The 21,713-nt window shown below is 55.9% G+C and carries 18 protein-coding genes, 2 tRNA genes and 1 rRNA gene; 3 read left to right on the top strand and 18 right to left on the bottom strand.

Annotation, left to right across the window (positions count from 1 at the left end; genetic code table 11):
* Positions 1 to 377 (bottom strand): 16S ribosomal RNA (locus AB8996_RS03135); the annotation flags it as partial.
* A gap of 543 nt (positions 378 to 920) precedes the next feature.
* Between AB8996_RS03135 and sleB the strand changes: the two genes are divergently transcribed.
* On the top strand, positions 921 to 1,622 hold the full coding sequence (sleB, locus tag AB8996_RS03130) for a spore cortex-lytic enzyme (RefSeq protein ID WP_369297520.1): 702 nt from the start codon (positions 921 to 923) through the stop codon (positions 1,620 to 1,622).
* 116 nt (positions 1,623 to 1,738) lie between these two features.
* The gene (locus AB8996_RS03125; RefSeq protein WP_369297519.1) at positions 1,739 to 2,335 is read left to right on the top strand and encodes a DNA-3-methyladenine glycosylase I; all 597 of its coding nucleotides are present in this window, start codon (positions 1,739 to 1,741) and stop codon (positions 2,333 to 2,335) included.
* Between the two features lie 63 nt (positions 2,336 to 2,398).
* Here the strand turns inward: AB8996_RS03125 and AB8996_RS03120 are convergent, their stop codons facing one another.
* From AB8996_RS03120 to guaB, 6 genes are all read right to left on the bottom strand, one after another.
* Entirely contained in the window at positions 2,399 to 3,784 is a 1,386-nt protein-coding gene (locus AB8996_RS03120) for an MATE family efflux transporter (protein WP_369297518.1), read from the bottom strand.
* Between the two features lie 43 nt (positions 3,785 to 3,827).
* Positions 3,828 to 5,228 carry an MATE family efflux transporter gene (locus tag AB8996_RS03115; RefSeq protein WP_369297517.1) on the bottom strand — a complete coding sequence of 467 codons (1,401 nt, stop codon included), beginning with the start codon at positions 5,226 to 5,228 and terminating at the stop codon, positions 3,828 to 3,830.
* Positions 5,229 to 5,342: 114 nt separating this feature from the next.
* Positions 5,343 to 5,912: a hypothetical protein gene (locus AB8996_RS03110; protein WP_369297516.1), complete on the bottom strand. Its 570-nt coding sequence runs from the start codon at positions 5,910 to 5,912 to the stop codon at positions 5,343 to 5,345.
* 121 nt (positions 5,913 to 6,033) lie between these two features.
* Positions 6,034 to 6,108: transfer RNA gene (locus tag AB8996_RS03105), tRNA-Glu, on the bottom strand.
* Between the two features lie 3 nt (positions 6,109 to 6,111).
* A tRNA-Met gene (locus tag AB8996_RS03100) sits at positions 6,112 to 6,188 on the bottom strand.
* Positions 6,189 to 6,356: 168 nt separating this feature from the next.
* On the bottom strand, positions 6,357 to 7,835 hold the full coding sequence (gene guaB / locus AB8996_RS03095; RefSeq protein WP_369297515.1) for an IMP dehydrogenase: 1,479 nt from the start codon (positions 7,833 to 7,835) through the stop codon (positions 6,357 to 6,359).
* A gap of 271 nt (positions 7,836 to 8,106) precedes the next feature.
* Here guaB and AB8996_RS03090 point away from each other — a divergent pair, with 271 nt between their 5' ends.
* Positions 8,107 to 9,339: an MFS transporter gene (locus AB8996_RS03090; protein ID WP_369297514.1), complete on the top strand. Its 1,233-nt coding sequence runs from the start codon at positions 8,107 to 8,109 to the stop codon at positions 9,337 to 9,339.
* Between the two features lie 76 nt (positions 9,340 to 9,415).
* On the opposite strand, the gene serS is transcribed toward AB8996_RS03090, so the two are convergent.
* From serS to AB8996_RS03035, 11 genes are all read right to left on the bottom strand, one after another.
* The gene (serS, locus tag AB8996_RS03085; RefSeq protein ID WP_369297513.1) at positions 9,416 to 10,693 is read right to left on the bottom strand and encodes a serine--tRNA ligase; all 1,278 of its coding nucleotides are present in this window, start codon (positions 10,691 to 10,693) and stop codon (positions 9,416 to 9,418) included.
* Positions 10,694 to 10,751: 58 nt separating this feature from the next.
* Positions 10,752 to 11,612: a ParB/RepB/Spo0J family partition protein gene (locus AB8996_RS03080; RefSeq protein ID WP_369297512.1), complete on the bottom strand. Its 861-nt coding sequence runs from the start codon at positions 11,610 to 11,612 to the stop codon at positions 10,752 to 10,754.
* 67 nt (positions 11,613 to 11,679) lie between these two features.
* Positions 11,680 to 12,444 (bottom strand): ParA family protein, encoded by a 765-nt coding sequence (locus AB8996_RS03075; RefSeq protein ID WP_369297511.1) that lies wholly within the window; start codon positions 12,442 to 12,444, stop codon positions 11,680 to 11,682.
* A 293-nt stretch (positions 12,445 to 12,737) separates the two neighbouring features.
* Complete coding sequence (locus tag AB8996_RS03070; RefSeq protein ID WP_369297510.1) at positions 12,738 to 13,586, bottom strand: ParB/RepB/Spo0J family partition protein; 849 nt, start codon at positions 13,584 to 13,586, stop codon at positions 12,738 to 12,740.
* Positions 13,587 to 13,705: 119 nt separating this feature from the next.
* On the bottom strand, positions 13,706 to 14,146 hold the full coding sequence (locus tag AB8996_RS03065) for a GNAT family N-acetyltransferase (RefSeq protein WP_369297509.1): 441 nt from the start codon (positions 14,144 to 14,146) through the stop codon (positions 13,706 to 13,708).
* A 117-nt stretch (positions 14,147 to 14,263) separates the two neighbouring features.
* Positions 14,264 to 14,980: a 16S rRNA (guanine(527)-N(7))-methyltransferase RsmG gene (gene rsmG, locus AB8996_RS03060; protein ID WP_369297521.1), complete on the bottom strand. Its 717-nt coding sequence runs from the start codon at positions 14,978 to 14,980 to the stop codon at positions 14,264 to 14,266.
* Positions 14,981 to 15,056: 76 nt separating this feature from the next.
* Complete coding sequence (mnmG, locus tag AB8996_RS03055; protein ID WP_369297508.1) at positions 15,057 to 16,943, bottom strand: tRNA uridine-5-carboxymethylaminomethyl(34) synthesis enzyme MnmG; 1,887 nt, start codon at positions 16,941 to 16,943, stop codon at positions 15,057 to 15,059.
* Positions 16,933 to 17,775: an HAD family hydrolase gene (locus AB8996_RS03050; protein WP_369297507.1), complete on the bottom strand. Its 843-nt coding sequence runs from the start codon at positions 17,773 to 17,775 to the stop codon at positions 16,933 to 16,935. Before AB8996_RS03050 ends, mnmG begins: the two co-directional genes overlap by 11 nt.
* A 234-nt stretch (positions 17,776 to 18,009) precedes the next feature.
* The gene (gene mnmE, locus AB8996_RS03045) at positions 18,010 to 19,383 is read right to left on the bottom strand and encodes a tRNA uridine-5-carboxymethylaminomethyl(34) synthesis GTPase MnmE (RefSeq protein WP_369297506.1); all 1,374 of its coding nucleotides are present in this window, start codon (positions 19,381 to 19,383) and stop codon (positions 18,010 to 18,012) included.
* Between the two features lie 175 nt (positions 19,384 to 19,558).
* Complete coding sequence (jag, locus tag AB8996_RS03040; protein WP_369297505.1) at positions 19,559 to 20,371, bottom strand: RNA-binding cell elongation regulator Jag/EloR; 813 nt, start codon at positions 20,369 to 20,371, stop codon at positions 19,559 to 19,561.
* Between the two features lie 25 nt (positions 20,372 to 20,396).
* A complete protein-coding gene (locus AB8996_RS03035) occupies positions 20,397 to 21,467 on the bottom strand; it encodes a YidC/Oxa1 family membrane protein insertase (protein ID WP_369297504.1) in 1,071 nt (356 codons plus the stop codon).
* Between the last annotated feature and the right edge of the window lie 246 nt (positions 21,468 to 21,713).

Here is a 21,713-nt window from a genome sequence, read left to right as displayed (position 1 = left end):
TGCCTCCCGTAGGAGTCTGGGCCGTGTCTCAGTCCCAATGTGGCCGTTCAACCTCTCAGTCCGGCTACCGATCGTCGACTTGGTGGGCCGTTACCCCGCCAACTATCTAATCGGACGCGAGCCCATCTTTCAGCGGATTGCTCCTTTGACCGCTGCCCCATGTGGAGCCGTGGTCTCATGCGGTATTAGCGTTCGTTTCCAAACGTTATCCCCCTCTGAAAGGCAGGTTGCTCACGCGTTACTCACCCGTCCGCCACTAAGTTATACAAGAGCTTCCAGTGCAAGCACCTTCCGCTCAGCGCATAACTCCGTTCGACTTGCATGTGTTAGGCACGCCGCCAGCGTTCGTCCTGAGCCAGGATCAAACTCTCTAAAAAATGGTATCTAAAAGACCTTTCAGCCTCTTAAATCTTCTTTAGAGCTTTTCTCAGCTCTTAAACGTCTCTGACGTTCTCACAGATTTCTGTTTCAGGTTCTGTTTCCTGTTTCCTTCTTAGAGTATCTCTACCCAAAGAATTTCACGGGTCTTTCCTTCTTCTCGTTGTTTAATTTTCAAGGTCCATTTGCTCCCAAATTCTCAGGCTTTTCCGCGACCTGGCGCCTCCCGGCTCTCTGCCGCTTCCCTGCCCTCTCTTTTGAGCGCTCGATTATCTTATCACATCTACACCCCCTCTGTCAACACTTTTTTTGCCTTTTTTTGAAGATTTTTTGAAAATCTTGCTTTTGCCCATATATAGTGGAAAAAAGAGCCTGTCCCCCATACAGGTATGTTCTATTTTTGCCCGGTACTGGGAGCGGCAGTGAAAAAAAGCAAAAATTTCCGGGAATAGGGACGATATTTCTTCGGGCAGATTAGCGCATAGAGAGATTCCAGTTTCATTATATATAGAAGAAGGCAAAAAAGAAAGGGATAAAAAAACATGAAAACTGAACGGGGAAAGCAAATTGGGCTGCTGCTGTGGAGGGTGCTGGTGATCGGGCTGGTAAACCTGATGATCCTGCTGATGCTTTGGAACAGCGGCGGCGCGGCGGCGCTGTCAAAGTACGGCTCCCGGGGCGGGGAGGTCACACAGATCCAGGAAAGGCTGCAGGAGCTGGGCTATGACCCCGGCACGGCAGACGGTATTTTCGGCACACGCACCCAACAGGCGGTGATCGCCTTTCAGCAGGATATGGGGCTGGACGCCGACGGGATCGTTGGGAAAAACACCCTTGCCGCGCTGGGGCTTACTGAAGGAGGCGGCTCCGGCGGCGCGTACGGCGGCTTCAGCGAAAGCGATGTGGGGCTGCTGGCGTCCATCATTTCCGCGGAATCCCGGGGCGAGCCCTATGAGGGGCAGGTCGCCGTGGGAGCGGTCATCATGAACCGCATTGCCCACCCGTCCTTTCCCAACACGCTGTCCGGCGTTATCTATCAGGACGGCGCGTTTTCCTGCCTGTACGACGGGGGGATCAACGCCCCTGTGGCGGATTCCGCCTATCAGGCGGCGCGGGAAGCCATCAACGGCTCCGACCCCACCGGCGGCGCTATCTATTATTATAATCCGGCAAAGACCACCAACAAATGGATCTGGTCCCGGCAGGTGGTCGCCACCATTGGGGCGCACCGCTTCGCGGTATAAGGGACAAGCCAACAGCGCGGTGTGCGGTCTGCTTTACGCCGCTTTCTATAATCTGAGGAAAAGGTTGCGCCTACGGGGCAGATGTGGTATCCTCTGTTCAACGAGGAGCGGGGGGAATGAGAATGGAACGGTGCGCCTGGTGCATGGACGGCGGGATCATGCAGCAATACCATGATGAGGAATGGGGACAGCCCCTTCACGATGACAACCGCCATTTTGAATATTTATTGATGGAAGCCATGCAATGCGGGCTGAGTTGGCTGCTGATGTTGAAAAAGCGGGAGATCTTCCGGCAGTGCTTTGACGATTTCGATTTTCGGAAGATCGCTGGCTACACAGACGCAGACGTGGAGCGCATTCTGGCAACGGAAAACATGATACGCTCCCGGGGGAAAATCAATGCCATCATCGGAAACGCCCGATGCTTTTTGCAGGTGATCGACGAGTTTGGCAGCTTCGACCGATATTTGTGGTCCTTTTCCGACAACAGGACCATGGTCTACCGCAAGCACCAGCGCGGAGAGTGGGAAGCCCGCAACGAGCTTTCCGACCGAATCAGCAGGGATATGAAGAAGCGGGGCTTCAAATATCTGGGGTCTGTCACGGTGTTTTCCCACCTGCAGGCCTGCGGCATTATCAACGACCACGACCCCCGCTGCTTCCAGTATGAGGAGCTTTTGCGCAAAACCGATGTGCATTACATTGAAGACTGATGGTTCAAAGCAGAAACTGACCCCTCCAGGCGCTGCCGGAGGGGTCAGTTTTATACTAAAAAATTATTCTGCCTGTACCAGCTGTAACCGCGAAAAAGCCTTCTTCTTCACGTAGAGGTAGGCAATCAGCTGGAAAACCCCGGTCACTGCCCAGGAGATGGGGTAGGACAGGAACAGCATTTCCCATGTGGGGTTCAGGGGGAGAACGGTGTAGATCCATAAAATGCGCAGCCCGCAGGTGCCCACAATGGACATTATCATCGGCATGACCGAGGAACCAAGCCCCCGCAGCATACCCACCGTCACGTTCATCAAAGCGATGGTGAAATAGGGCACGCAGGTGATCAGCATTCGGCGCAAGCCGTATTCGATGACCTGTGCGTCCGAGGTGTACAGCCCCAGCAGGGGAGTACCAATCAGATAGGCGCCGCCGCCCAGCACAAGGGCAAGCCCCATTGCCATTACAAGGCAGAGGGTGCACACCCGCCTGACCCGCTCCGGCTTTCTCGCGCCATAGTTCTGGCTGGTAAAGCTTTGCGCCGCCTGGGTAAAGGCGTCCACCACCGTCCAGAGGAAGCCCTCCAGATTGCTGGAAGCCGTTGCGCCTGCCATGGCGATAGAGCCAAAGGAATTGATGGTGGACTGGATAATTACGTTGGACACCGAGAAAGTGGCGCCCTGTATGCCGGCGGGTATCCCGATCTTCATCATCTGCACCAGCTTGTTTTTCACAATGCGCAGCCGCTTCAAATTGACTTTATAAGCGGCGTCGCTTTTTACCAGGCACCACAGCACCAGCCCGGCGGAGATGGTCTGGGAAATCACCGTGGCAGTGGCGACCCCGGCTACGCCCATGTGCAGCACGATCACAAAAAACAGGTTGAAGCACACGTTAATCAGACCTGCCGCGGTCAGGAAATACAGCGGGCGGCGGGTGTCCCCCACCGCGCGGAGCACTGCCGCGCCGAAATTATAGAGCATTGCCGCCGGCATTCCCACAAAGTAAATCCGCATATAGATGGTGGACTGCTCGATCACGTCCGCAGGCGTTCCCATTAAGGTCAGCAGGGGCTTCGACAGCCCCACGCCAATAAAGATCAGCAGTACGCCGGAAATCAGGCTGGTGAGGATCGCGGTATGTACCGTATCGTCCAGCTCGGAAAGCTGACCCGAACCATAAGCCCTCGCCACCAGCACGTTCACACCTACCGAAAGCCCGATAAACAGGTTGACCATGAGGTTTATCAGCGCCCCGGTAGAGCCCACCGCCGCCAGCGCCTGAGAACCCGCGAACCTGCCTGCCACCACCATGTCGGCAGCGTTGAACAGCAGCTGCAACACGCCGGAAAGCGCCAGCGGAATGGCAAATTTAATGATTTTCCCCAGCAGTGGTCCATTGGTCATGTCAATTTCAAAGGAGCCCCGCTCCCTGTTTCGTTTCAACTTCACTGCGATACTCCTCTCCGTTTTTCAAGCTCCGTCGGATACGGCTCTATTCTGTTTGCGGCTCCGTGCCGATCCCCAGTTTTTTCGCCAGGCGCTTTTTCACAATAAAATAGCAGATAAAGTCAAACGCCGCCGCCAGCGCCCATGTAATGGGGTATGACCAGTACAGCGTTTCCAGGGTGGGCGCCATGGCAAACACCGTGTACAGCCACACCACGCGGAAGCCGCAGACAAAGGTGATGGTGATGACCATGGGCACGAAGGAAGCCCCCAGCCCCCGGAGCACGCCCACCATATTGCCCATCAGGGCGCCCACGCACTGACAGGCGCAGACGATCGCCAGTCGGCGCAGACCAAAGGAAATTACCTCCGGGTCGCTGGAATAAATGCTGAGGAGGGACGACCCCGCAAAGTAAGCGCCGATGCCCATAAGCAAACCTATCCCTACGCCCAGGCTCAGGCACAGCACCAAAATGCGGTTGACCCGGTTCAGCTTTTTCGCCCCCACATTCTGCCCTGTGAAGGACATGGCAGCCTGGGAAAAGGCGTCCATGGCGGTGGAAACAAAGCCCTCAATATTGGCGGCGGCGGTGTTGCCCGCCATAGCCACCGAGCCAAAGGAATTGATGGTAGACTGGATCAGCACGTTGGAAATGGAGAAGGACGCGCCCTGTATCCCGGCGGGCAGCCCGATCTTTGCCATTTTCAGCAGCTTGTCCTTTTTGATACACAGCCTGCGCAGGTCCACCCGGTAAATGCTGTCCGCTTTCACCAGGCACCACAGCACCAGCCCGGCGGAGATCGCCTGGGAAATAGAGGTCGCCGCCGCGACGCCGGCAACACCCATATGCAGCTGGATCACAAAGAACAGGTTCAGCAGCACGTTGATGATACCTGCCAGCAGCAGGAAGTACAGCGGGCGCTGGGTGTCCCCCACCGCGCGCAGCACTGCCGCGCCGAAATTGTACAGCATCATGCCGGGCATGCCGATAAAATAGATCCGCATGTACAGCACCGCCTGGTCCAGCACCTCCGGCGGCGTTGCCATGGCTTCCAGCACAGGGCGCGCCAGCCCAATGCCGATAAAGATCAGCCCTATCCCAAAGACGACGCTTGCCAGAATAGAAGTATGTACGGTCTCGCTCAGCTCTTTCTGGTTGCCCGCCCCATAATACTGGGCGACCAATACGTTCGTCCCCACGGAAAGCCCCATGAACAGGGTGACGATCAGGTTTATCAGCGCCCCGGTAGAACCCACCGCCGCCAGCGCGGTGCTGCCGGCAAACCGCCCCACCACCACGATATCCGCGGCGTTGAACAGCAGCTGCAGCACCCCGGAAACCGCCAATGGAATGGCAAATTTCACGATTTTCCCCAGCAGCGGTCCATGGGTCATGTCGATCTCATAGGTCCCCCTGCTGCCCTTCCTGCCGAAAAGCCTTCGCATGGTGCAAATACCCCTTTCCTTTTAAGCTGTGGATTTCCCTTATTTTTTGAAGCTCATTCCCGCTTTGTGTACGCAAAAAAGACCCGCATTGCTGCAAGTCTTTTTGGAAGTCAATTATGCGGGAAAGCTGAGGAACAACTCCTCCGCCCACTTTTTCTGCGCTTCGTTTTTCTCGTCCTCTTTCGCGTCCGTGTAGATCATCAGGTATTTCCCGCTGGGGTGCAGCGTTGCCGGGACCGTATTGCCCAGCAGCTCAAAGAAGCCCTTTTCCTTTACGGAATCAAGACAGGTTTTTCCTTTTTCGTCCAGATTGTCCGGGTCAAAGCGGTAAAACTCCGCCTGCACCGTGCTGCCGTTATAAGTAAACTGGTACCGATACCCGTTCACCGCGCCGATCTCCTTAAAGGACATCTGCACAAAGGACGTGGTATTCTCCGCGGTAACAACAGCGCCGTTTTCAAACTTTACGTTTTCTGTGTCCCGGACGATCGCCTTGCCGTCCTCCATATAGGTCAGCAGCCCGATCATTCCGTCAGGGTCTTCGTTTTCGTAATTCCCGGTGGGCTTTTGATGGCCGCCCGCAGCGCCGGAACTCACAGCGGAGGAATCGGTCTCCGTTTCCAATGCCGGAAGCCTGGAGCCGGACACGCCGCCGCAGGCGGTCAGTGTCAGGAGAAGTGCCATTGCAGACAGCAGGGATAACATTCGCTTTTTCATGGTGATCCATACTTCCTTTCTCGATACGGCAGCTCAAAATAAAGACAACGCAGAACCCAAGGAACCTGAGTCCGGCGTTGTGTTTGCTTGGTGACCCGGACGAGAATCGAACTCGTATTACCGCCGTGAAAGGGCGGTGTCTTAACCGTTTGACCACCGGGCCATATGGTAGCGGCAAATGGATTTGAACCATCGACACTTCGGGTATGAACCGAATGCTCTAGCCAACTGAGCTATGCCGCCATATCTGCTCTGTCAGAGACAGAGCATTTTGCCCCGGCTTTCCAGCGGAGCGTTCTTTATTATACTGTACCTGCTAGTATTTGTCAAGCAGTTTCCAAATATTTGGGGCAGGAAAAAGTTTTTCTGCTTTTCCCGCCCCCATTTGCCGCCTGAATCCTCTTCCGCTTTTTAAGAATGGATCGAATAGTTGGGGGCTTCCTTGGTGATCTGAATATCGTGGGGGTGGCTTTCCTTCAGCCCCGCGCCGGTGATACGCACGAACTGCGCCTTGCTGTGCAGCTCCTGAATGTCCCTGCAGCCTGTGTATCCCATGCCGGAGCGCAAGCCGCCCAGCAGCTGGAAGATGGTGTCCGCCAGAGGTCCCTTATAGGGCACCCTGCCCTCCACGCCCTCGGGAACGAACTTCTTCTGCTCGCCCTGGAAATAGCGGTCGCTGCTGCCCTTGCCCATGGCGCCCAGGCTGCCCATGCCGCGATAGACCTTGAACTGCCGCCCCTGGTACAGCTCGTACTCGCCGGGGGCTTCCTTACAGCCTGCCACCATGGAGCCCAGCATGACCACGTTCGCCCCGGCAGCCAGCGCCTTTACGATATCGCCGCTGTACTTGATTCCGCCGTCCGCGATGACAGGGATCCCGTGCTTTGCCGCTTCCGTCGCCGCGTCGAACACGGCGGTGACCTGGGGCACGCCGATCCCGGCGACCACGCGGGTGGTGCAGATAGAGCCGGGTCCGATGCCCACCTTGACACAGTCGGCGCCGGCGTCGATCAGCGCCTTTGCGCCCTCGGCGGTGGCAATGTTCCCGGCTATGACCTGCAGGTTGGGATATGCCTTCTTTACCTTTGCCACAGCCTCCAGCACGCCGCTGTTGTGCCCGTGGGCAGAGTCCAGCACCACCACGTCTACCTGCGCTTCGATCAGCGCCGCCGCGCGCTCCAGCACGTCTTTTGTCGCGCCGAGGGCTGCGCCGCAGAGCAGGCGGCCCTTTTCGTCTCTGGCGGAATTGGGGTACCGTACCGCTTTCTCGATATCCTTGATGGTGATAAGCCCCTTGAGGCGCATCTGGCTGTCTACGATGGGCAGCTTTTCGATTTTGTGTTTTCTCAAAATTTCCTGTGCTTCCTCCATGGTAGTGCCCACAGGGGCGGTAACAAGGTTTTCCCTGGTCATGACGTTGCGGATCGGCTGATTGAAGTCATCACCCTCCATGAAGCGCATATCGCGGTTGGTGATAATTCCCACCAGCACGCCGTCCTCGCAGATGGGCACGCCGGAAATTTTGAAGCGCCCCATGATCTCGTCCGCTTCTCGCACCAGATTCTCCGGGGCAAGGAAGAAGGGGTTTACAATGACGCCGTTTTCCGAGCGCTTGACCCGGTCCACCTGATCTGCCTGCGCTTCGATGCTCATATTCTTGTGGATAATGCCAATGCCGCCCTCCCGCGCCATGGCGATCGCCATATCCGCTTCCGTTACGGTATCCATGGCGGCAGTCATGATCGGGGTGTTCAGGCGAATCTGTTTCGTCAGGCTCGTGGAAAGGTCCGCTTCCGCAGGCAGCACATGAGATTCTGCCGGGATCAGCAGAACGTCGTCGTAGGTCAGACCTTCTTTTACAAATTTGTCCTTGTACTCCATGTCCAGCATAACCACAACTCACTTTCTCTTAAATTTTTCCGTTTTCCGTCCGGTTTCCCCGGTATCTTATAAACACTGATTATATCATTGCCTTTTTTCTTTTACAAGCCTTTCCGGCAATTTCCGCCCCACAAAAATTTTTCCGATTTTCCCCTTTCTTTTGGGGAAAATCTATTGACAGCACTTCTCCTTTGCGCTATTCTATCCGCGTCAGGATTCCTTTGGCGCTATGACATATTACCGTATTAGATAATTAAAGCGAGAGGCGGAAGCATTTGTTATGATACGTCGCATTTTTTCCCGGCTCGATCAAAACAGCAGGCAGGCGTTGAATCAGGCGGCGTTGTGCGGGATGTTCTGGTTTGCCTGGGCAGTGGGCTGCTATCAGACCGTATATTTGCAGGAGCTGGGCTTTTCCGCTTCCCAGCTGGGGCTGCTGAACGCCATCAGCTCCGGGGTAGGCATTGTTTCCGTCTCCTTTTGGGGCATGGTCAGCGACAGGATCGGCTCCCTGCGGAAAATCTTCATGATCCTGTTGATTTCCTCCAGTGTCCTCTATGCGCTGACGCCCCTGATCCCTGCCGGGCTTCCTTTTTCTCCCATTCTTTTTACCGCGTATTTGCCTTTCGTGAACTTTTTCAGGAGCCCCACCTCCTCCTTTTCCGAAAACATTCTGGTGCGCAACTGCAACGAGCTGCACCTGAATTATGGAATGCTCCGCTCCGTGGGGTCGCTGCTCTTTACAATAAGCAGCTTTGCCATTTCCTTTTTGCTGCCCTATGTGGGCGTGAAAAACACCTTCTGGCTCACCGGGCTGCTGGTGATCATTGTCGTGGTGCTGACGGTTTTCGCCAGAGAGCCTGCCGCCAGGCCAAAAAAGGGCGATGGAGAAAAGGCGGAAAAGCTGGAGCTTGGCAGGCTGTTCCACAGCCGCGGCTATGTGATGTTTCTGGTGTTCACCTTTTTCTTTTATCTTGCCGCCTGTTCGGAATCCTCTTTTATCCCCTATCTTATGGCTGAAGTGGGCGTCCCCTCCCAGCAGTATGGCGTTCTTCTGGGATACCGGGCGCTGCTGGAGGTGCCTTTCCTGCTGCTTATGGCAAAATTCCGCCGCCGGTTTCCCCTGCGGAATCTCATTGTATGCGCCGCCGTGCTGATGGCGGTGGAGTGCGCGGGCTTTGGGCTTTTGACCAACGGGCTGGGGCTGATGCTGCTGTTCTGTACTTTCTTTGGTCTGGGCAACGGCTTGTTCATTGGCGCTTCTCTGAACTATATTTACGAGCTTGCGCCCGACGGCTTAAAGGCTACCGCCCAAACGCTGTTTGCTTCGGTATCCTCTGTGGCAGGCATTTTGGGAAATCTGCTCGGCGGCATGGTGCTGGACGGTATGGGCGCAAAATCCTTTTATCTCGTCATTGCCGCCGCCTACTGCCTGAGCGCGCTGATCTTTATTCTTTCTTTTGGAAAACGGAAAGCCGCCACCGACCGTCAGGAAGGAGCCGAAACGGAATAACGGCTCTGAGATACAAAAAGGCTTCTCCGATATGGAGAAGCCTTTTCTTTTTATCATTTTTTACTAAAAACAACTGTTATTGGATCACTGTCTTCCCGCCCATGTACATTCTCAAAGGCTCGGGGATTTTAATACTGCCGTCTGCCTGCAGATTGTTTTCCAGGAAAGCGATCAGCATTCTGGGGGGAGCGACCACCGTGTTGTTCAGGGTATGGGCAAAATAGTTGCCGTCCTTGCCCTTGATGCGGATCCCCAGCCGCCGCGCCTGGGCGTCTCCCAGATTGGAGCAGCTGCCCACCTCGAAATACTTCTTCTGCCGGGGCGACCATGCCTCCACGTCGCAGGATTTTACCTTCAGGTCCGCCAGATCGCCGGAGCAGCATTCCAGCGTGCGCACCGGGATATCCATGGAGCGGAACAGCTCCACGGTATAGCTCCACATTTTATGGTACCAGTCCATGCTGTCCTCCGGCTCGCAGACCACGATCATTTCCTGCTTTTCAAACTGGTGGATACGGTACACGCCCCGCTCCTCAATGCCATGGGCGCCCACCTCCTTGCGGAAGCAGGGGGAATAGCTGGTCATGGTCCTGGGCAAAGTTTCCGGCTCCAGAATATTGCCCATGAACTTGCCGATCATGCTGTGCTCACTGGTGCCGATAAGATACAGGTCCTCCCCCTCGATCTTGTACATCATGTTTTCCATTTCCGCAAAGCTCATCACGCCGGTGACCACGTCGCTGCGGATCATAAAGGGCGGCACGCAGTAGGTAAAGCCCTTGTCGATCATGAAATCCCTTGCGTAAGAAAGAATGGCGGAATGCAGGCGGGCAATGTCGCCCATGAGGTAATAGAAGCCGTTTCCGCTGGTGCGACGGGCGCTGTCCAGGTCAATTCCGTTGACCCTCTCCATAATGTCCGTGTGGTAGGGCACTTCAAAGTCCGGCACTTTGGGCTCGCCGAACTTCTCCAGCTCCACATTTTCGCTGTCGTCCTTGCCGATGGGTACGGAATCGTCAATGATATTGGGGATCACCATCATGCGCTTGCGGATCTCCTCGGTCATCTCCGCTTCCTTCTGTTCCATGGCGGCAAGCTCGTCGGCGATTTCCGCCACCTTGCGCTTCGTTTCCTCCGCTTCGCCTTTTTTGCCCTCCTTCATCAGCCTGCCGATCTCCTTGCTGATGATGTTCCGCTGCTGCCGCAGCTCGTCCCCTCTGGCCTTCGACGCGCGGAACTGCTCGTCCAGCGCCAGCACCTCGTCTACCAAAGGAAGCTTTTCGTCCTGAAATTTCTTTTTGATGTTTTCCTTTACAAGCTCCGGGTTTGTCCGAACCAGTTTGATATCCAGCATTTCGTTTTCCTCTTTTCCTAATTTATGCCAAATCTTACGCCGGGCTTCATGCCAGGCTTCACGCCTTACCCTGCTGAAGCTTCAATTCGCTGAGCAGGTTCTGCAGGTCCTCTTCGCCGTAAAATTCGATTTGCAACGTGCCTTTTTTCTTTGTACCGCTCACCTTGACCCTGCGCCCAAGGTACTCGCCCACGGCAAGCTGGGCTTCCTCATAGTATTGGTTTTTCCCCCGGCTGGGGGACTTTTCGCCGGAAGCTTTCTTTTCTCCCAGCCGCTTTGCCATGGCTTCCAGCTCCCGCACGGAAGCGCCCTTCATAGCCTTTTGCGCGCCCTGCCGCATATCCTCCGGGGTCTTGAAGCTCAAAAGCGTTCTGGCGTGACCTGCAGAAAGCTCTCCCTTTTCCAGCATTTCCTGAATGTCCTCCGGCAGATTCAAAAGCCGCAGGGCATTGGTCACCGCCGGGCGGGATTTCCCCACCGTTTGGGAGACTTCCTCCTGTGTAAAGCCCTGGGTGTCGATCAGGGTCTTGTAGCCTCTGGCTTCCTCCAACGGGGTCAGATCCTCGCGCTGCAAATTTTCGATCAGCGCGAAAAGCATTTCCTCCGTATCGGTCATTTCCCGCACCACTGCCGGAACCTCCGACAGACCCGCCATGCGGGCGGCGCGCCAGCGGCGCTCACCAGCCACAATACGATAGCCTCCGCTGACAATGGGGCGCAGCAGCAGCGGCTGCAGCACGCCGTGCTGGGAAATGGAGTCTGCCAGCTCGGACAGCGCGGCGCTGTCAAATTCCTTTCTTGGCTGCTCCCGGTTCGGCTCGATTTCACTGATTTTAATGGTCACCGCGCCCTCGGAGCTTTCCAGGCTGTTCTCAGCAAAAATGGCGTCCAGCCCTTTTCCCAGTCCTCGCTTTTTCATCGTGACAACACCTTTCCCGTCCCAAGCTTTTTTCTATCTCTCAGTTTGAATTTATAGTCTTGATCTGTTACTTGTTGTTTTTCAGCACTTCTATCGCCAGCTCCCCATAGGCTTCCGCGCCCTTGGAGGAGCGGTCGTAATACAGCACAGGCTGCCCGAAGCCGGGGGCTTCCGACAGGCGCACCGTCCGGGGGATCACCGTTTTGAACACCTTCCGGGGGAAGTATTTCTTCACTTCCTCCACCACCTGCTGGGTCAGGTTCAGCCGCCCGTCATACATGGTCAGCAGCACGCCTTCGATATCCAGCCGGTCGTTGTACTGGCGCTTTACCCTGCGCACGGTGTTCATCAGCTGGGAAAGCCCCTCCAGCGCATAGTATTCACACTGAATGGGGATCAAAATCGTGTCCGCAGCATTTAAGGCATTGGTGGTGATCAGCCCCAGGGACGGGGGACAGTCGATCAAAATAAAGTCGTATTCCGTCCGAACAGACGCCAGGGCGCTTTTCAGCGTGTCTTCCCGGTTCTCCTTCCCGGCAAGCTCTATCTCCGCCGCTGCCAGATCAATGCTGGAGGGTAGCAGGTCCAGATTCTTGAAGGCGGTTTTTACAATGGCGCTTTTCGCCTTTTCCCCGCCGATCATGACCTCGTAGATGCTCAAAATGCAGGTGCGGCGGTCCACACCCACGCCGCTGGTGGTATTGCCCTGCGGGTCAGCGTCGGCAAGCAGCACCTTTTTTCCCTTATCGCCCAGCGCTGCCGCCAGGCTCACTGCCGTAGTGGTTTTTCCCACACCGCCTTTTTGGTTTGCGATCGCGATAACCTTTCCCATGGGAACTCCTTTCCCTCCCGGAAGCCTTTCCGCCTTTCGGCGTCTGCCTCCTATAAGATTTACTGTTTCCTATCATATCATAAATTCTCCGGGAATGGAAGAAGAAACGGCAGTTTTCGCAAAATTTAATTTGCCGGTTCTGACGTCAGTGAAACGTATCCCTGCAAATTTCAGTTTTCCATGTTTCACATGAAACATTCCGAGAAAAGCAAGAAAAGACGGTCGGCTGTAACACCGACCGTCTTCTCTTGTGGGAAATGAATAAGGGAATGGGTTAAAACTTGTACGCTGTGTTAGGTTGCTCTTGCGAGCTTTGGGATACGCACCGTGCATTCGATGTACTCCTCGGTCTCTTTTTTCTCCGACTGTGCTTCTATCCCGGCGGTTTTCATGGCGTCCACCGCGTGGTCTATGGTATTGATGAAAAGCCGGATATCCTTTGCCACAAAGGTGCGCCGGGCTTTTCCTCTTATCTGCTTTGGTTTGAGAACGGCTGCCACCAGCTCTTCCGTTTTTGTCACGTTCAGCTTTTTGTCAATGACGGTGCGCAGCACCCGCTGCCGCAGGGTCATGTCGTCGATACGCAGCAGCGCCCTGGCGTGGCGCTCCGTCAGCCCATGCTCCAGAATTTCTTCCTGCTCCTCCGGGCTGAGCTTTAAGAGCCGTATTTTGTTGGCAAGGTAAGACTGGCTCATGCCAAGCTTCCTTGCGGCTTCCTGCTGGGTGATCTGCCATTCCCGCAGGAGATTCACAATGGCGTTTGCCTGCTCGAACATTTGCAGGTCTTTCCGCTGCAGGTTTTCCAAAAGCGCCAGCACGGCGCTGTCTTCCTGCTCGCAGTCCATGAGCAGCGCGGGAATGCTGGGCAGCCCTGCCAGCCTGCAGGCGCGCAGCCGGCGCTCCCCTGCCACCAGATAATAGACGCCGGATTCCTTCCGCACGGTGACGGGCTGCAGCAGCCCGTTTTCCCGAATGCTCTGCGCCAGGCTTTGAAGCTCGTCCGCGCCAAATTCTTTCCGGGGCTGGGAGGGATTGGGCTGAATTTTGGAAACCGGCAGCCGCATCAATTTCAGCTTATCTTTGGAAAACATCTGCCTGCCTCCGTCTCCGTTATCCAGCTTGTCCTCATGCTTCCTCTGCACGGAAAGCGTATCCGCCCTTCGTGTGACCCAAGTATACACCTCTCAAGCGCAGTTTTTTGTAGAAACGCGTCGGCGAAAATTTATTTTTTCAAAAAATTTTTCTGCGCTTCTTTCGCTCTCTAAAGATATTTTTTGAAGCCCTTGACTTCCTCAAAGCCCAGTGCCTGATAAAATTTGTGGGCGCCCACCCTCTGCATTCCTGAAACCAGGATTTCATAGTGGCAGTTCTGTTCCCGTCCCCAGCGCTCGATTTCCTCAAACATGGCTCTGCCCACGCCCCTGCCCTGATAGCTTTCCAGCACCGCCACATTCTCCACCAGAAGAATAGGCCTGCAGTCGCCGCAGATATCCTCGAACACCACGCCCAGCAGGCTGCCGCAAATCGTATTTGTTTCCGTGTCCTCCGCTACAAGCAGATATTTTTGCGGGTCGTTTCCCACCTTCTCTATCAGCTCTGCCGCTTTTTTCCGATCCTTTACCCTGCCGTCGCTGATGACCAGCATGACCGCGTCCAGCCTCTCCTGGTCCTTCGCTGCCGCTTTTCGGAAAACCAAATTCATAAAACCACCCCTTTCAGGAATGTATAATGTAGAAATGTGCAATGTATAAATAAGGGCAATTAGGAATGCGAAATGCTTTTTTCCAGCGTCCAGCATCTAATATCCAGTATCTAGTATCTAAACAAGCGGGTGCTTCGTAATAGTCCCGCCGTGGCGGGGATACTCCCGCGGCGTAAAGGCTTTTTTCTGCACGGCAATGATGTTCCGTTCCCCCGCGGTGGGCAGGGAAAGGGAAATAATTTTCCTGTCCGTGCCGCCTAAAATATCCAGCGCGCGCTCCGCCTGAGCCAGCTCCTCCTGCGCCCCCGGACCTTTCATGGCAAGAAAGAAGCCCTTCATTTTCGTAAGCGGCAGGCAGTATTCGCAAAGGATATTCAGGGGCGCCACTGCCCGGGCGGTGACGATATCGTAGCTTTCCCGCATTTTATGGTCCCGCCCGGCTTCCTCCGCCCGCTTGTGGACCCTTTCCGCGGTGATATTCAGGGCAGAACAGACCTCTCCCAGAAAGTTCAGCCGCTTATTGAGCCCGTCCAGCAAAGTAAGCTCGATATCCGGGCGCAGGATTTTCAGGGGGATCCCCGGGAACCCCGCTCCCGTTCCCACGTCGATCAGCTTCGCCCCGGGCTTTATTTTACAGTGGGAAAGCAGGGTAAGGCTGTCCACAAAATGCTTTTCCACCACCTCCGACCGATCGGTAATGGCGGTGAGGTTCATTTTTTCGTTCCAGCTCAACAGCAGCTCCAGATAGGTTTGGAACTGTTCCGCCTGCGGGTTTGTCACTTTGATTCCCATGGTCTTCGCCATAGAGATCAGCATTGCCTTGCAGTCCGTCATTTTTATCACTGCTTTCCTTTTTTAAGCGGCGCATTTTAAGGACTTGGAAATACTGCCGCCAAAAAATTTAGTATTCTCAGTTTTGTTCTCCCGTTTCCCTGCCACGGGAAGCAAGCCAGATCAGCAGTACGGAAATGTCCGCCGGGCTGACCCCGGAAATTCTCCCTGCCTGTCCCACGTTTTCCGGGCGGACACGGTCCAGCTTTTCTATTGCTTCCAACCGCAGACCCGTGATCTGGCGGTAATCCGTGTCCGGCGGAAGCTTCTTCCCCTCTACCCGGCGCATTTCCTCGATATCCGCCGTCTGCCGGCGGATATATCCCTCGTACTTCAGCTCGATTTCCACATTTTCCAGCACGGCGGCGGGCAGGTCGGGGCGGGCAGTGTCGATTTCCGTCAAATCGTCATAGGAAATCTGTGGGCGGCGGAGCAGGTCGCTGAGCTTCACGCCGGTGGTCACAGGAGATGTTCCACGTGAAACAAGAATGCGGTTCAGCTGCTCCGTCGGCGGGAAAACCGTGTTCTGCGTCCGCTTTAATTCCTGCCGCTTCTGCTCCTGCTTCTTCTGGAATTTTTCCCACCGGCTGTCGGAAATCAAGCCCAGCTCCCTGCCGTAGGGGGTCAGGCGCTCGTCGGCGTTGTCCTGCCGCAGCACCAATCGGTATTCGGAACGGGAGGTCATCATGCGGTATGGGTCACTGACGCCCTTTGTAATCAGATCGTCGATCAGCGTGCCGATATAGGAGCTGGCTCGATCCAGCACAAACCGGGGTTTGCCCAAAAGCTTCCGGGCGGCGTTGATCCCCGCAATCAGCCCCTGGGCGGCGGCTTCCTCATAGCCGGAGCTGCCATTGAACTGCCCCGCGCCGTACAGACCGGGATAATCCCGGAACTCCAGGGCGGCGTCCAGCTGCAGGGGGTCGCAGCAATCGTATTCGATGGCATAGGCGGTGCGCATGATCTGAGCGTGCCCCAAGCCCTTGATGGTGTGGTAAAAAGCAAGCTGCACGTCCTCCGGCAGGGAGGAACTCATGCCCTGCAAATACATTTCCTCCGTATTTTCGCCGCAAGGCTCGATGAACAGCTGGTGCCGGGGCTTGTCGGGGAACCGCACCACCTTGTCCTCAATGCTGGGGCAATAGCGGGGACCCACCCCCTCGATCATGCCGGAATATAAGGGCGAGCGGTGAATGTTTTCCAGGATCACCTTTTTTGTCTCATCATTTGTCCAGCTTACATGGCAGACGGAACGGTTTTCCACCGGGGCTTCCGTATCGTAGGAAAAGGGGACGGCAGGCTCGTCGCCGTGCTGCACTTCCAATTCGGAAAAATCAATGGAGGAACGCAGCACCCGGGCAGGCGTGCCGGTTTTGAAGCGGCGCAGGGAAATACCCAGCGCTTTCAGGGAGTCCGGCAGAAAGGCGGCGGGGAACATTCCATCGGGTCCGCTTTCATAGGACACGTCCCCCACGAAGACCTTTCCCCCTAAAAAGGTGCCGGTGGCAAGGATCACCGCCCCGGCGGTGTATACCGCCCCCAGCCGGGTGGTAAGCTTCCATGCGCCGCCCTCCGGCAAAAGAGAAACTACCTCCGCCTGGCGGAGCTCCAGATTTTCGCAGGTCTCCAGGCGGTGCTTCATGGTCTGGGAGTAGCGGTTCCTGTCGATCTGCGCCCGGAGGGAGTGAACCGCAGGACCCTTTCCCAGATTCAGCATTCTGCTTTGCAGGGTGCACTCGTCCGCGGCTTTTCCCATCTCGCCGCCGAGGGCGTCTATTTCCCGCACAAGATGACCCTTTGCCGTGCCGCCGATGCTGGGGTTGCAGGGGCAGTTGCCCACGGCGTCCAGATTGATGGTAAACACTGCCGTTTTGCAGCCCAGCCGGGCGGCGGCAAGCCCCGCTTCAATCCCCGCATGACCCGCGCCGATCACCGCCACATCAATTTTCCCCGCATCATAGGTCATTTTCGTTCCCCCTTTTTTCCTCGATTTCCCCATGCTCTTCCAGCCATTTTGCCACGCTGTCTTCGTCGTTGCTGCCCAGCACCGCCGTGGCAGCAGCCTTCAGGCGATCTGCCCCGCCGGAAACGGCATAGGCTTCCTCGGCAAGCTGGAACATATCCAAATCGTTTTCCCCGTCGCCGAATACCGCCAGCTTGTCCGCGTGAAGCAGAGATTTCAGCTGCAAAACGGCATTTGCTTTCGAGGCGTTTTTTGGAATGATCTCAAAAAAAGTATCCCCGCTGTAAATTTCCGGCTGGGAAAAGCAGTGGAACCGTTCCCGGTACCGCTCATACAGCGGGCACATTTTTTCCGTTTCGTCAATGCAGGTGAAGTAGTAGACCTCCCCCTCCAAAAGCTGCTCCGGGCGGGAGACCGGGCGATCCCGCGCGTCCCCTTTCCGGGTGGCAAGAAACGCGGCGGTCTGGGGGCTTATTTCCTGTTCCAGATAGGAAAAATGCTCCCGCCCGTCATAGGAATAGACAATGGGCGAGACGCCGCGCCCCAAAAGCGCTTCCAGCAGCTCCGCCGCGTCTTCTTTGGAAAAGAAATTGGAAAGCAGCAGCTCATGGGTCGCGTTGTCCCGTACCAGCGCGCCGTTGTAGGTGATCAGCGGGATCCGGGCAGTCAGCCCGGCCGTCACTTTGGAGGCGGTATAGATGGAGCGGGCGGTGGCGTAGGAAAACAGCATTCCCTTTGCCGTCAGCTCGTTAATGACCCGGCAGGTGTATGCCGAAATTTTCGCGTCACTGCGCAGCAGCGTACCGTCCAAATCGGAAACATACAGTACCCTCATTTTCACCCCTCGCTTCCCCATTGACAATTCTAAACTGCTCTTTCATTTTATCAAATGAAGTTCCTCTAACAACTAACGGCTCAAGACTAACCTCTATTTTCTGTTATCTGCCGCACTTTACCGTTGGTCGGGCGACAAAACGGAAAAATCATGCCCTGTTCTTCCCCGTCCTGCACCCGGCGGCACGCCGGTCTAACTGCTAATTTCTAATTACTAATTACTAATTTCTAACAACTACTTTCCAACGCAAAATGTCTCAAACACCCGGTCGATGATCTCATCGCTCACCCGCTCGCCGGTCAGGGAATACAGCGCCGACAAAGCGTCTTCGATACAGACCGTGGCAGCGTCCAGCGTCAAACCGGCGGTAAGCGCCTGTTCCGCTTCCTGCACGGCGGCAAGCGCCTGGGACACATCGTCCCGCTGGCGTTCGGTAAACAGCGCGCCCTCGTCCGGGGAAAATTCCCGGGCGCCCAAAATGTCAAACACCGCCTGGGTCAGTGCTTCCAATCCATCGCCGGACAGCGCGGAAAGCTCCACCAGATGGGGAAACCGCTGCTTCAGCTGTGCGATATCCAGCTGCCGCCGCAGGTCGCTTTTATTGACCACTGCCACCGTGCGGGCAGGGTCCAGCTCGGAAACCCAAGCTATATCCTCCGGCAGCAGCGCCTGCGAGGAATCAAATACCGCCAGCACCAGACGGGAGGTTCTCAGCCTTTCCCGCGCTGCGGAGATCCCTATGCTTTCCACCGGGTCATCGGTGGCGCGCAGCCCGGCGGTGTCCGCCAGACGCAGGGGAATGCCCCCCAGCCGGACAGTTTCTTCCACGATGTCCCGGGTGGTCCCGGCGTATTCGGTGACAATGGAGCGCTGCTGCCCTGCCAGCAGGTTCATCAGGGTGGATTTTCCCGTATTGGGGCGCCCGGCGATCACCGTTTCCACACCCTCCCGGAACAGCCTGCCGGAATCGAAGGTGGCAAGCAGCCGGGAAAGCTCCTCCGCAATTTTTTGCAGGCTGCGGCAAAGCCCGGTCTGTTCTAAGACAGGAACGTCCTCCTCGGGGAAGTCCGCCCAGGCCGCCAAATGAGCGGTTAGGGCGGACAGCTCTTCCCGGACGGCAACGATTTTCCGGGACAGCCTTCCGCTGCTTCCCATTTCTGCCGTGCGGGCAGCCTGCTCCCCCTGCGCGCCGATCAGCCCCATGACGGCTTCCGCCTGCGCCAGGTCCATTTTGCCGTGGAGAAACGCCCGGCGGGTAAATTCCCCCGGACCGGCAGGGGCAGCCCCGGCTTCCAGCACCTCCCGGAGCAGCCGCTGGGTCACATACAGCCCGCCGTGACAGGACAGCTCTACCACGTCCTCCCCGGTATAGCTTTTGGGAGCGGCAAACACCAGCGCCACCACATCGTCCAGCTTTTCGCCGGAGCGCAGGAACGCCCCGCCGAACTGGGCGGTGTACCCTGCCATGTCGACAATCTTTTTTCCGCTTTTCCCGCGGAACACCCGGTCGGCGACCTTCCGGGCGTCCCTGCCGGAAATCCGCACAATGCCGATCCCGCCCGGCGCGAACCCGGTGGAAATGGCGGCAATGGTCTTTTCTCCTGTCATATTCCCGCTCCTGTTTTCCAGTTTTTCCCTGTCTCTTCTCTTTTCTCTCTTCTCTTTTCCCTTGCTCTTGCCCTTATCCAGTATCCAGCATCTAATATCCAGTATCTAAAAAAAGGGGCCGCCTTTTCAGGCCGCCCCAAAGCTGCTTTTTCGACCCAAGGGAAAAACAGGTCTCTTATTTATTTACCTCGATCTTGCCGTAAATCGGCATATCCGGCGCGTCGGATTTCGGACCCTCCGCTCTGGGCGCATTGTTTGCGGGGGCGGGGCCGCTTCTGCCACGACCGCCGCCACGACGGTTGTCATAGCCGCCCCGGCGGTTTCCCCTGCGGTTGTCATAGCGCTGGGGGCGCTCGCCGCCCTCGGGACCGATGACCACATGGCGGTTCATGTCCTCTCCCTCGCTCCAGGACTTTGCTCCCTCCACTGTCTGTACAGCGGTGTGGATGATCCTGCGCTCATAGGGGTTCATGGGCTCCAGAGAGGAGTTGCGCCCGTACTTGACCGCGCGCAGCGCCATCTTCTTTCCCAGCGCTTCCAGCGTTTCCTTGCGCTTTTCCCGGTAATTCCCTACGTCCAGGGTAATGCGGTAATAGGAAGACTCCACATGATTTGCCACCAGGGAAGCCAGATACTGCAGGGAATCCAGTGTTTCTCCCCGATGACCGATGATGAAGCCGATGTCCTCGCCGGAAAGGCTCAGCGCGGCGCCGGCTTCCTCCCGGTTGATGGTAATGGTAACATTGCTCAGACCCATCTCTTTCAGCACGGCTTTCAGATACTCCGCCGCCGCTTCGGCAGGGTCGCTGTTTTCTTCAATATAGGCTCTTACCTTGGCAGGGCTGCCACCGAAAATACCAAGGGTCTTCTTTGTGGGCATTTCCAGAATCTCAAATTCCGCTTCCGTGGTGTCCACACCCAGCTCCTTGCAGGCGTTGGCAAAGGCGACCTCCACCGTCGCGCCCTGAGCTACCGCTTCTTTCAACATAGGTTTTTCTTCCTTCCTGTCTCTTTTACTTTTTTGTGCCTATATAAGCGCTTGAGTCACTGGGACCCGAGCCGCCTTTTTTCTTTTTTTGCCCGGTCTTCTGCCTGCTTTCTTCCTTGTCCTGCTTTTTCTGGGCGCCGGCAGCCAGGCGATCCGCGATCTGCTTCTGCGTTTCCACAGGCAGGGGACGGACCGACCCCTCGGCAAGCTCCAGCGTAACAGCGCGCTGGGCTTCTATCTTTGCCGTCATCTGGGCGGCGCTGAAATACCTGTTTGTTACAACGCTCTGCGCCCAGCTGGTCAAGGAGGAAATGATCCAGTAAAAGCCAACGGCGGCGGGCATGGTGTATGCCCAGTACAGGCTGATCAAAGGGAACACGCAGGTCATCACCAGCATACAGCCCATGGGATTCTGCCCGGTGGTCTTTTTCTGGTAGATCATGGTGTACACCTGGAACGCCACGCTGGTCACCAGAGAAAGCACGGGGATCAGCCACAGGAACGTGCTGAACGCCGCACCCTTGGGGATAGACAGCAGATCAAGCCCTAAAAACTTAAAGCCCTTGGAAAAGTCCTCGATCTTTGCGATATCCTGCGCGCTGAACATGGTCAGGTTATCCCGAACGGCGCTGAAATTCTGAATGATCTGCAGCTCGGAATAAATGCCGCCGGTGGAAACCATACCGGGAATTCTGGAAATGTAGTCCGTCGCCTGCCTGACCGTGTCCGAAGCAATGTGCAGCGTGTTGGAAAGCGGCATGATAACGGAATAGTAAATGCCCAGCATGATGGGGAAAGGCAACAGGGTGGTCAGGCAGCCATTAGTCGGGCTGACCCCTTCCTTTTCATAGAGCTTTGACAGCTCTTCATTGTATTTTTCTCTGTTATTGGCATACTTTTTCTGCAGCTCTTTCTGCTTTTCTGCCAGCTTACTTTGAGAAGCCATGCTTCTTTGCTGCTTCAGAGAAGTGGGGAACAGAACCAGCTTCAAAATGATGGTAAACAAAATAATGGCAACGCCATAGTTTCTGAAGATGGTATACAGAAACCAAAGGAGATAGCCTAAAATACTTCCGAAAAAATTGAAAATTCCCATGTAATTGCAACGGCTCCTCTTTGTTTTGGTAAACGCTTTTTCCCTGCCGTATTTTTTTTATCGGGTCGCCGATTTGCGGCTTCCAGAAAGCTACCTTCCCGATTTGGGTGAAGCGGCACGCTTTTGCGGTTTTCCCAGTTTTTCTCGCTTTTTGCCGGGTCGCTGATTTGCGGCTTTCAGAAAGCTATCTTCCCGATTTGGGTGAAGCGGCACGCTTTTGCGGTTTTCCCAGTTTTTCTCGCTTTT

Origin of the sequence: uncultured Neglectibacter sp. (genome assembly GCA_937958185.1) — a bacterium.
In the GTDB taxonomy this organism is placed as follows: domain Bacteria; phylum Bacillota; class Clostridia; order Oscillospirales; family Acutalibacteraceae; genus Acutalibacter.
Note: the sequence above shows the minus strand (reverse complement) of the source record. Positions and strands in the feature narration are given on the sequence as shown.

What these genes read in the sequence shown, in the direction of transcription:
- sleB (WP_369297520.1), top strand. Translation starts at nt 921, where the DNA reads ATGAAAACTGAACGGGGAAAGCAAATTGGGCTGCTGCTGTGGAGGGTG.
- AB8996_RS03125 (WP_369297519.1), top strand. Translation starts at nt 1,739, where the DNA reads ATGAGAATGGAACGGTGCGCCTGGTGCATGGACGGCGGGATCATGCAG.
- AB8996_RS03115 (WP_369297517.1), bottom strand. Translation starts at nt 5,228, where the DNA reads ATGCGAAGGCTTTTCGGCAGGAAGGGCAGCAGGGGGACCTATGAGATC.
- AB8996_RS03110 (WP_369297516.1), bottom strand. Translation starts at nt 5,912, where the DNA reads ATGGCACTTCTCCTGACACTGACCGCCTGCGGCGGCGTGTCCGGCTCC.
- guaB (WP_369297515.1), bottom strand. Translation starts at nt 7,835, where the DNA reads ATGCTGGACATGGAGTACAAGGACAAATTTGTAAAAGAAGGTCTGACC.
- AB8996_RS03090 (WP_369297514.1), top strand. Translation starts at nt 8,107, where the DNA reads ATGATACGTCGCATTTTTTCCCGGCTCGATCAAAACAGCAGGCAGGCG.
- serS (WP_369297513.1), bottom strand. Translation starts at nt 10,693, where the DNA reads ATGCTGGATATCAAACTGGTTCGGACAAACCCGGAGCTTGTAAAGGAA.
- AB8996_RS03080 (WP_369297512.1), bottom strand. Translation starts at nt 11,612, where the DNA reads ATGAAAAAGCGAGGACTGGGAAAAGGGCTGGACGCCATTTTTGCTGAG.
- AB8996_RS03075 (WP_369297511.1), bottom strand. Translation starts at nt 12,444, where the DNA reads ATGGGAAAGGTTATCGCGATCGCAAACCAAAAAGGCGGTGTGGGAAAA.
- AB8996_RS03065 (WP_369297509.1), bottom strand. Translation starts at nt 14,146, where the DNA reads ATGAATTTGGTTTTCCGAAAAGCGGCAGCGAAGGACCAGGAGAGGCTG.
- rsmG (WP_369297521.1), bottom strand. Translation starts at nt 14,980, where the DNA reads ATGACGGACTGCAAGGCAATGCTGATCTCTATGGCGAAGACCATGGGA.
- mnmG (WP_369297508.1), bottom strand. Translation starts at nt 16,943, where the DNA reads ATGACCTATGATGCGGGGAAAATTGATGTGGCGGTGATCGGCGCGGGT.
- AB8996_RS03050 (WP_369297507.1), bottom strand. Translation starts at nt 17,775, where the DNA reads ATGAGGGTACTGTATGTTTCCGATTTGGACGGTACGCTGCTGCGCAGT.
- mnmE (WP_369297506.1), bottom strand. Translation starts at nt 19,383, where the DNA reads ATGACAGGAGAAAAGACCATTGCCGCCATTTCCACCGGGTTCGCGCCG.
- jag (WP_369297505.1), bottom strand. Translation starts at nt 20,371, where the DNA reads ATGTTGAAAGAAGCGGTAGCTCAGGGCGCGACGGTGGAGGTCGCCTTT.
- AB8996_RS03035 (WP_369297504.1), bottom strand. Translation starts at nt 21,467, where the DNA reads ATGGGAATTTTCAATTTTTTCGGAAGTATTTTAGGCTATCTCCTTTGG.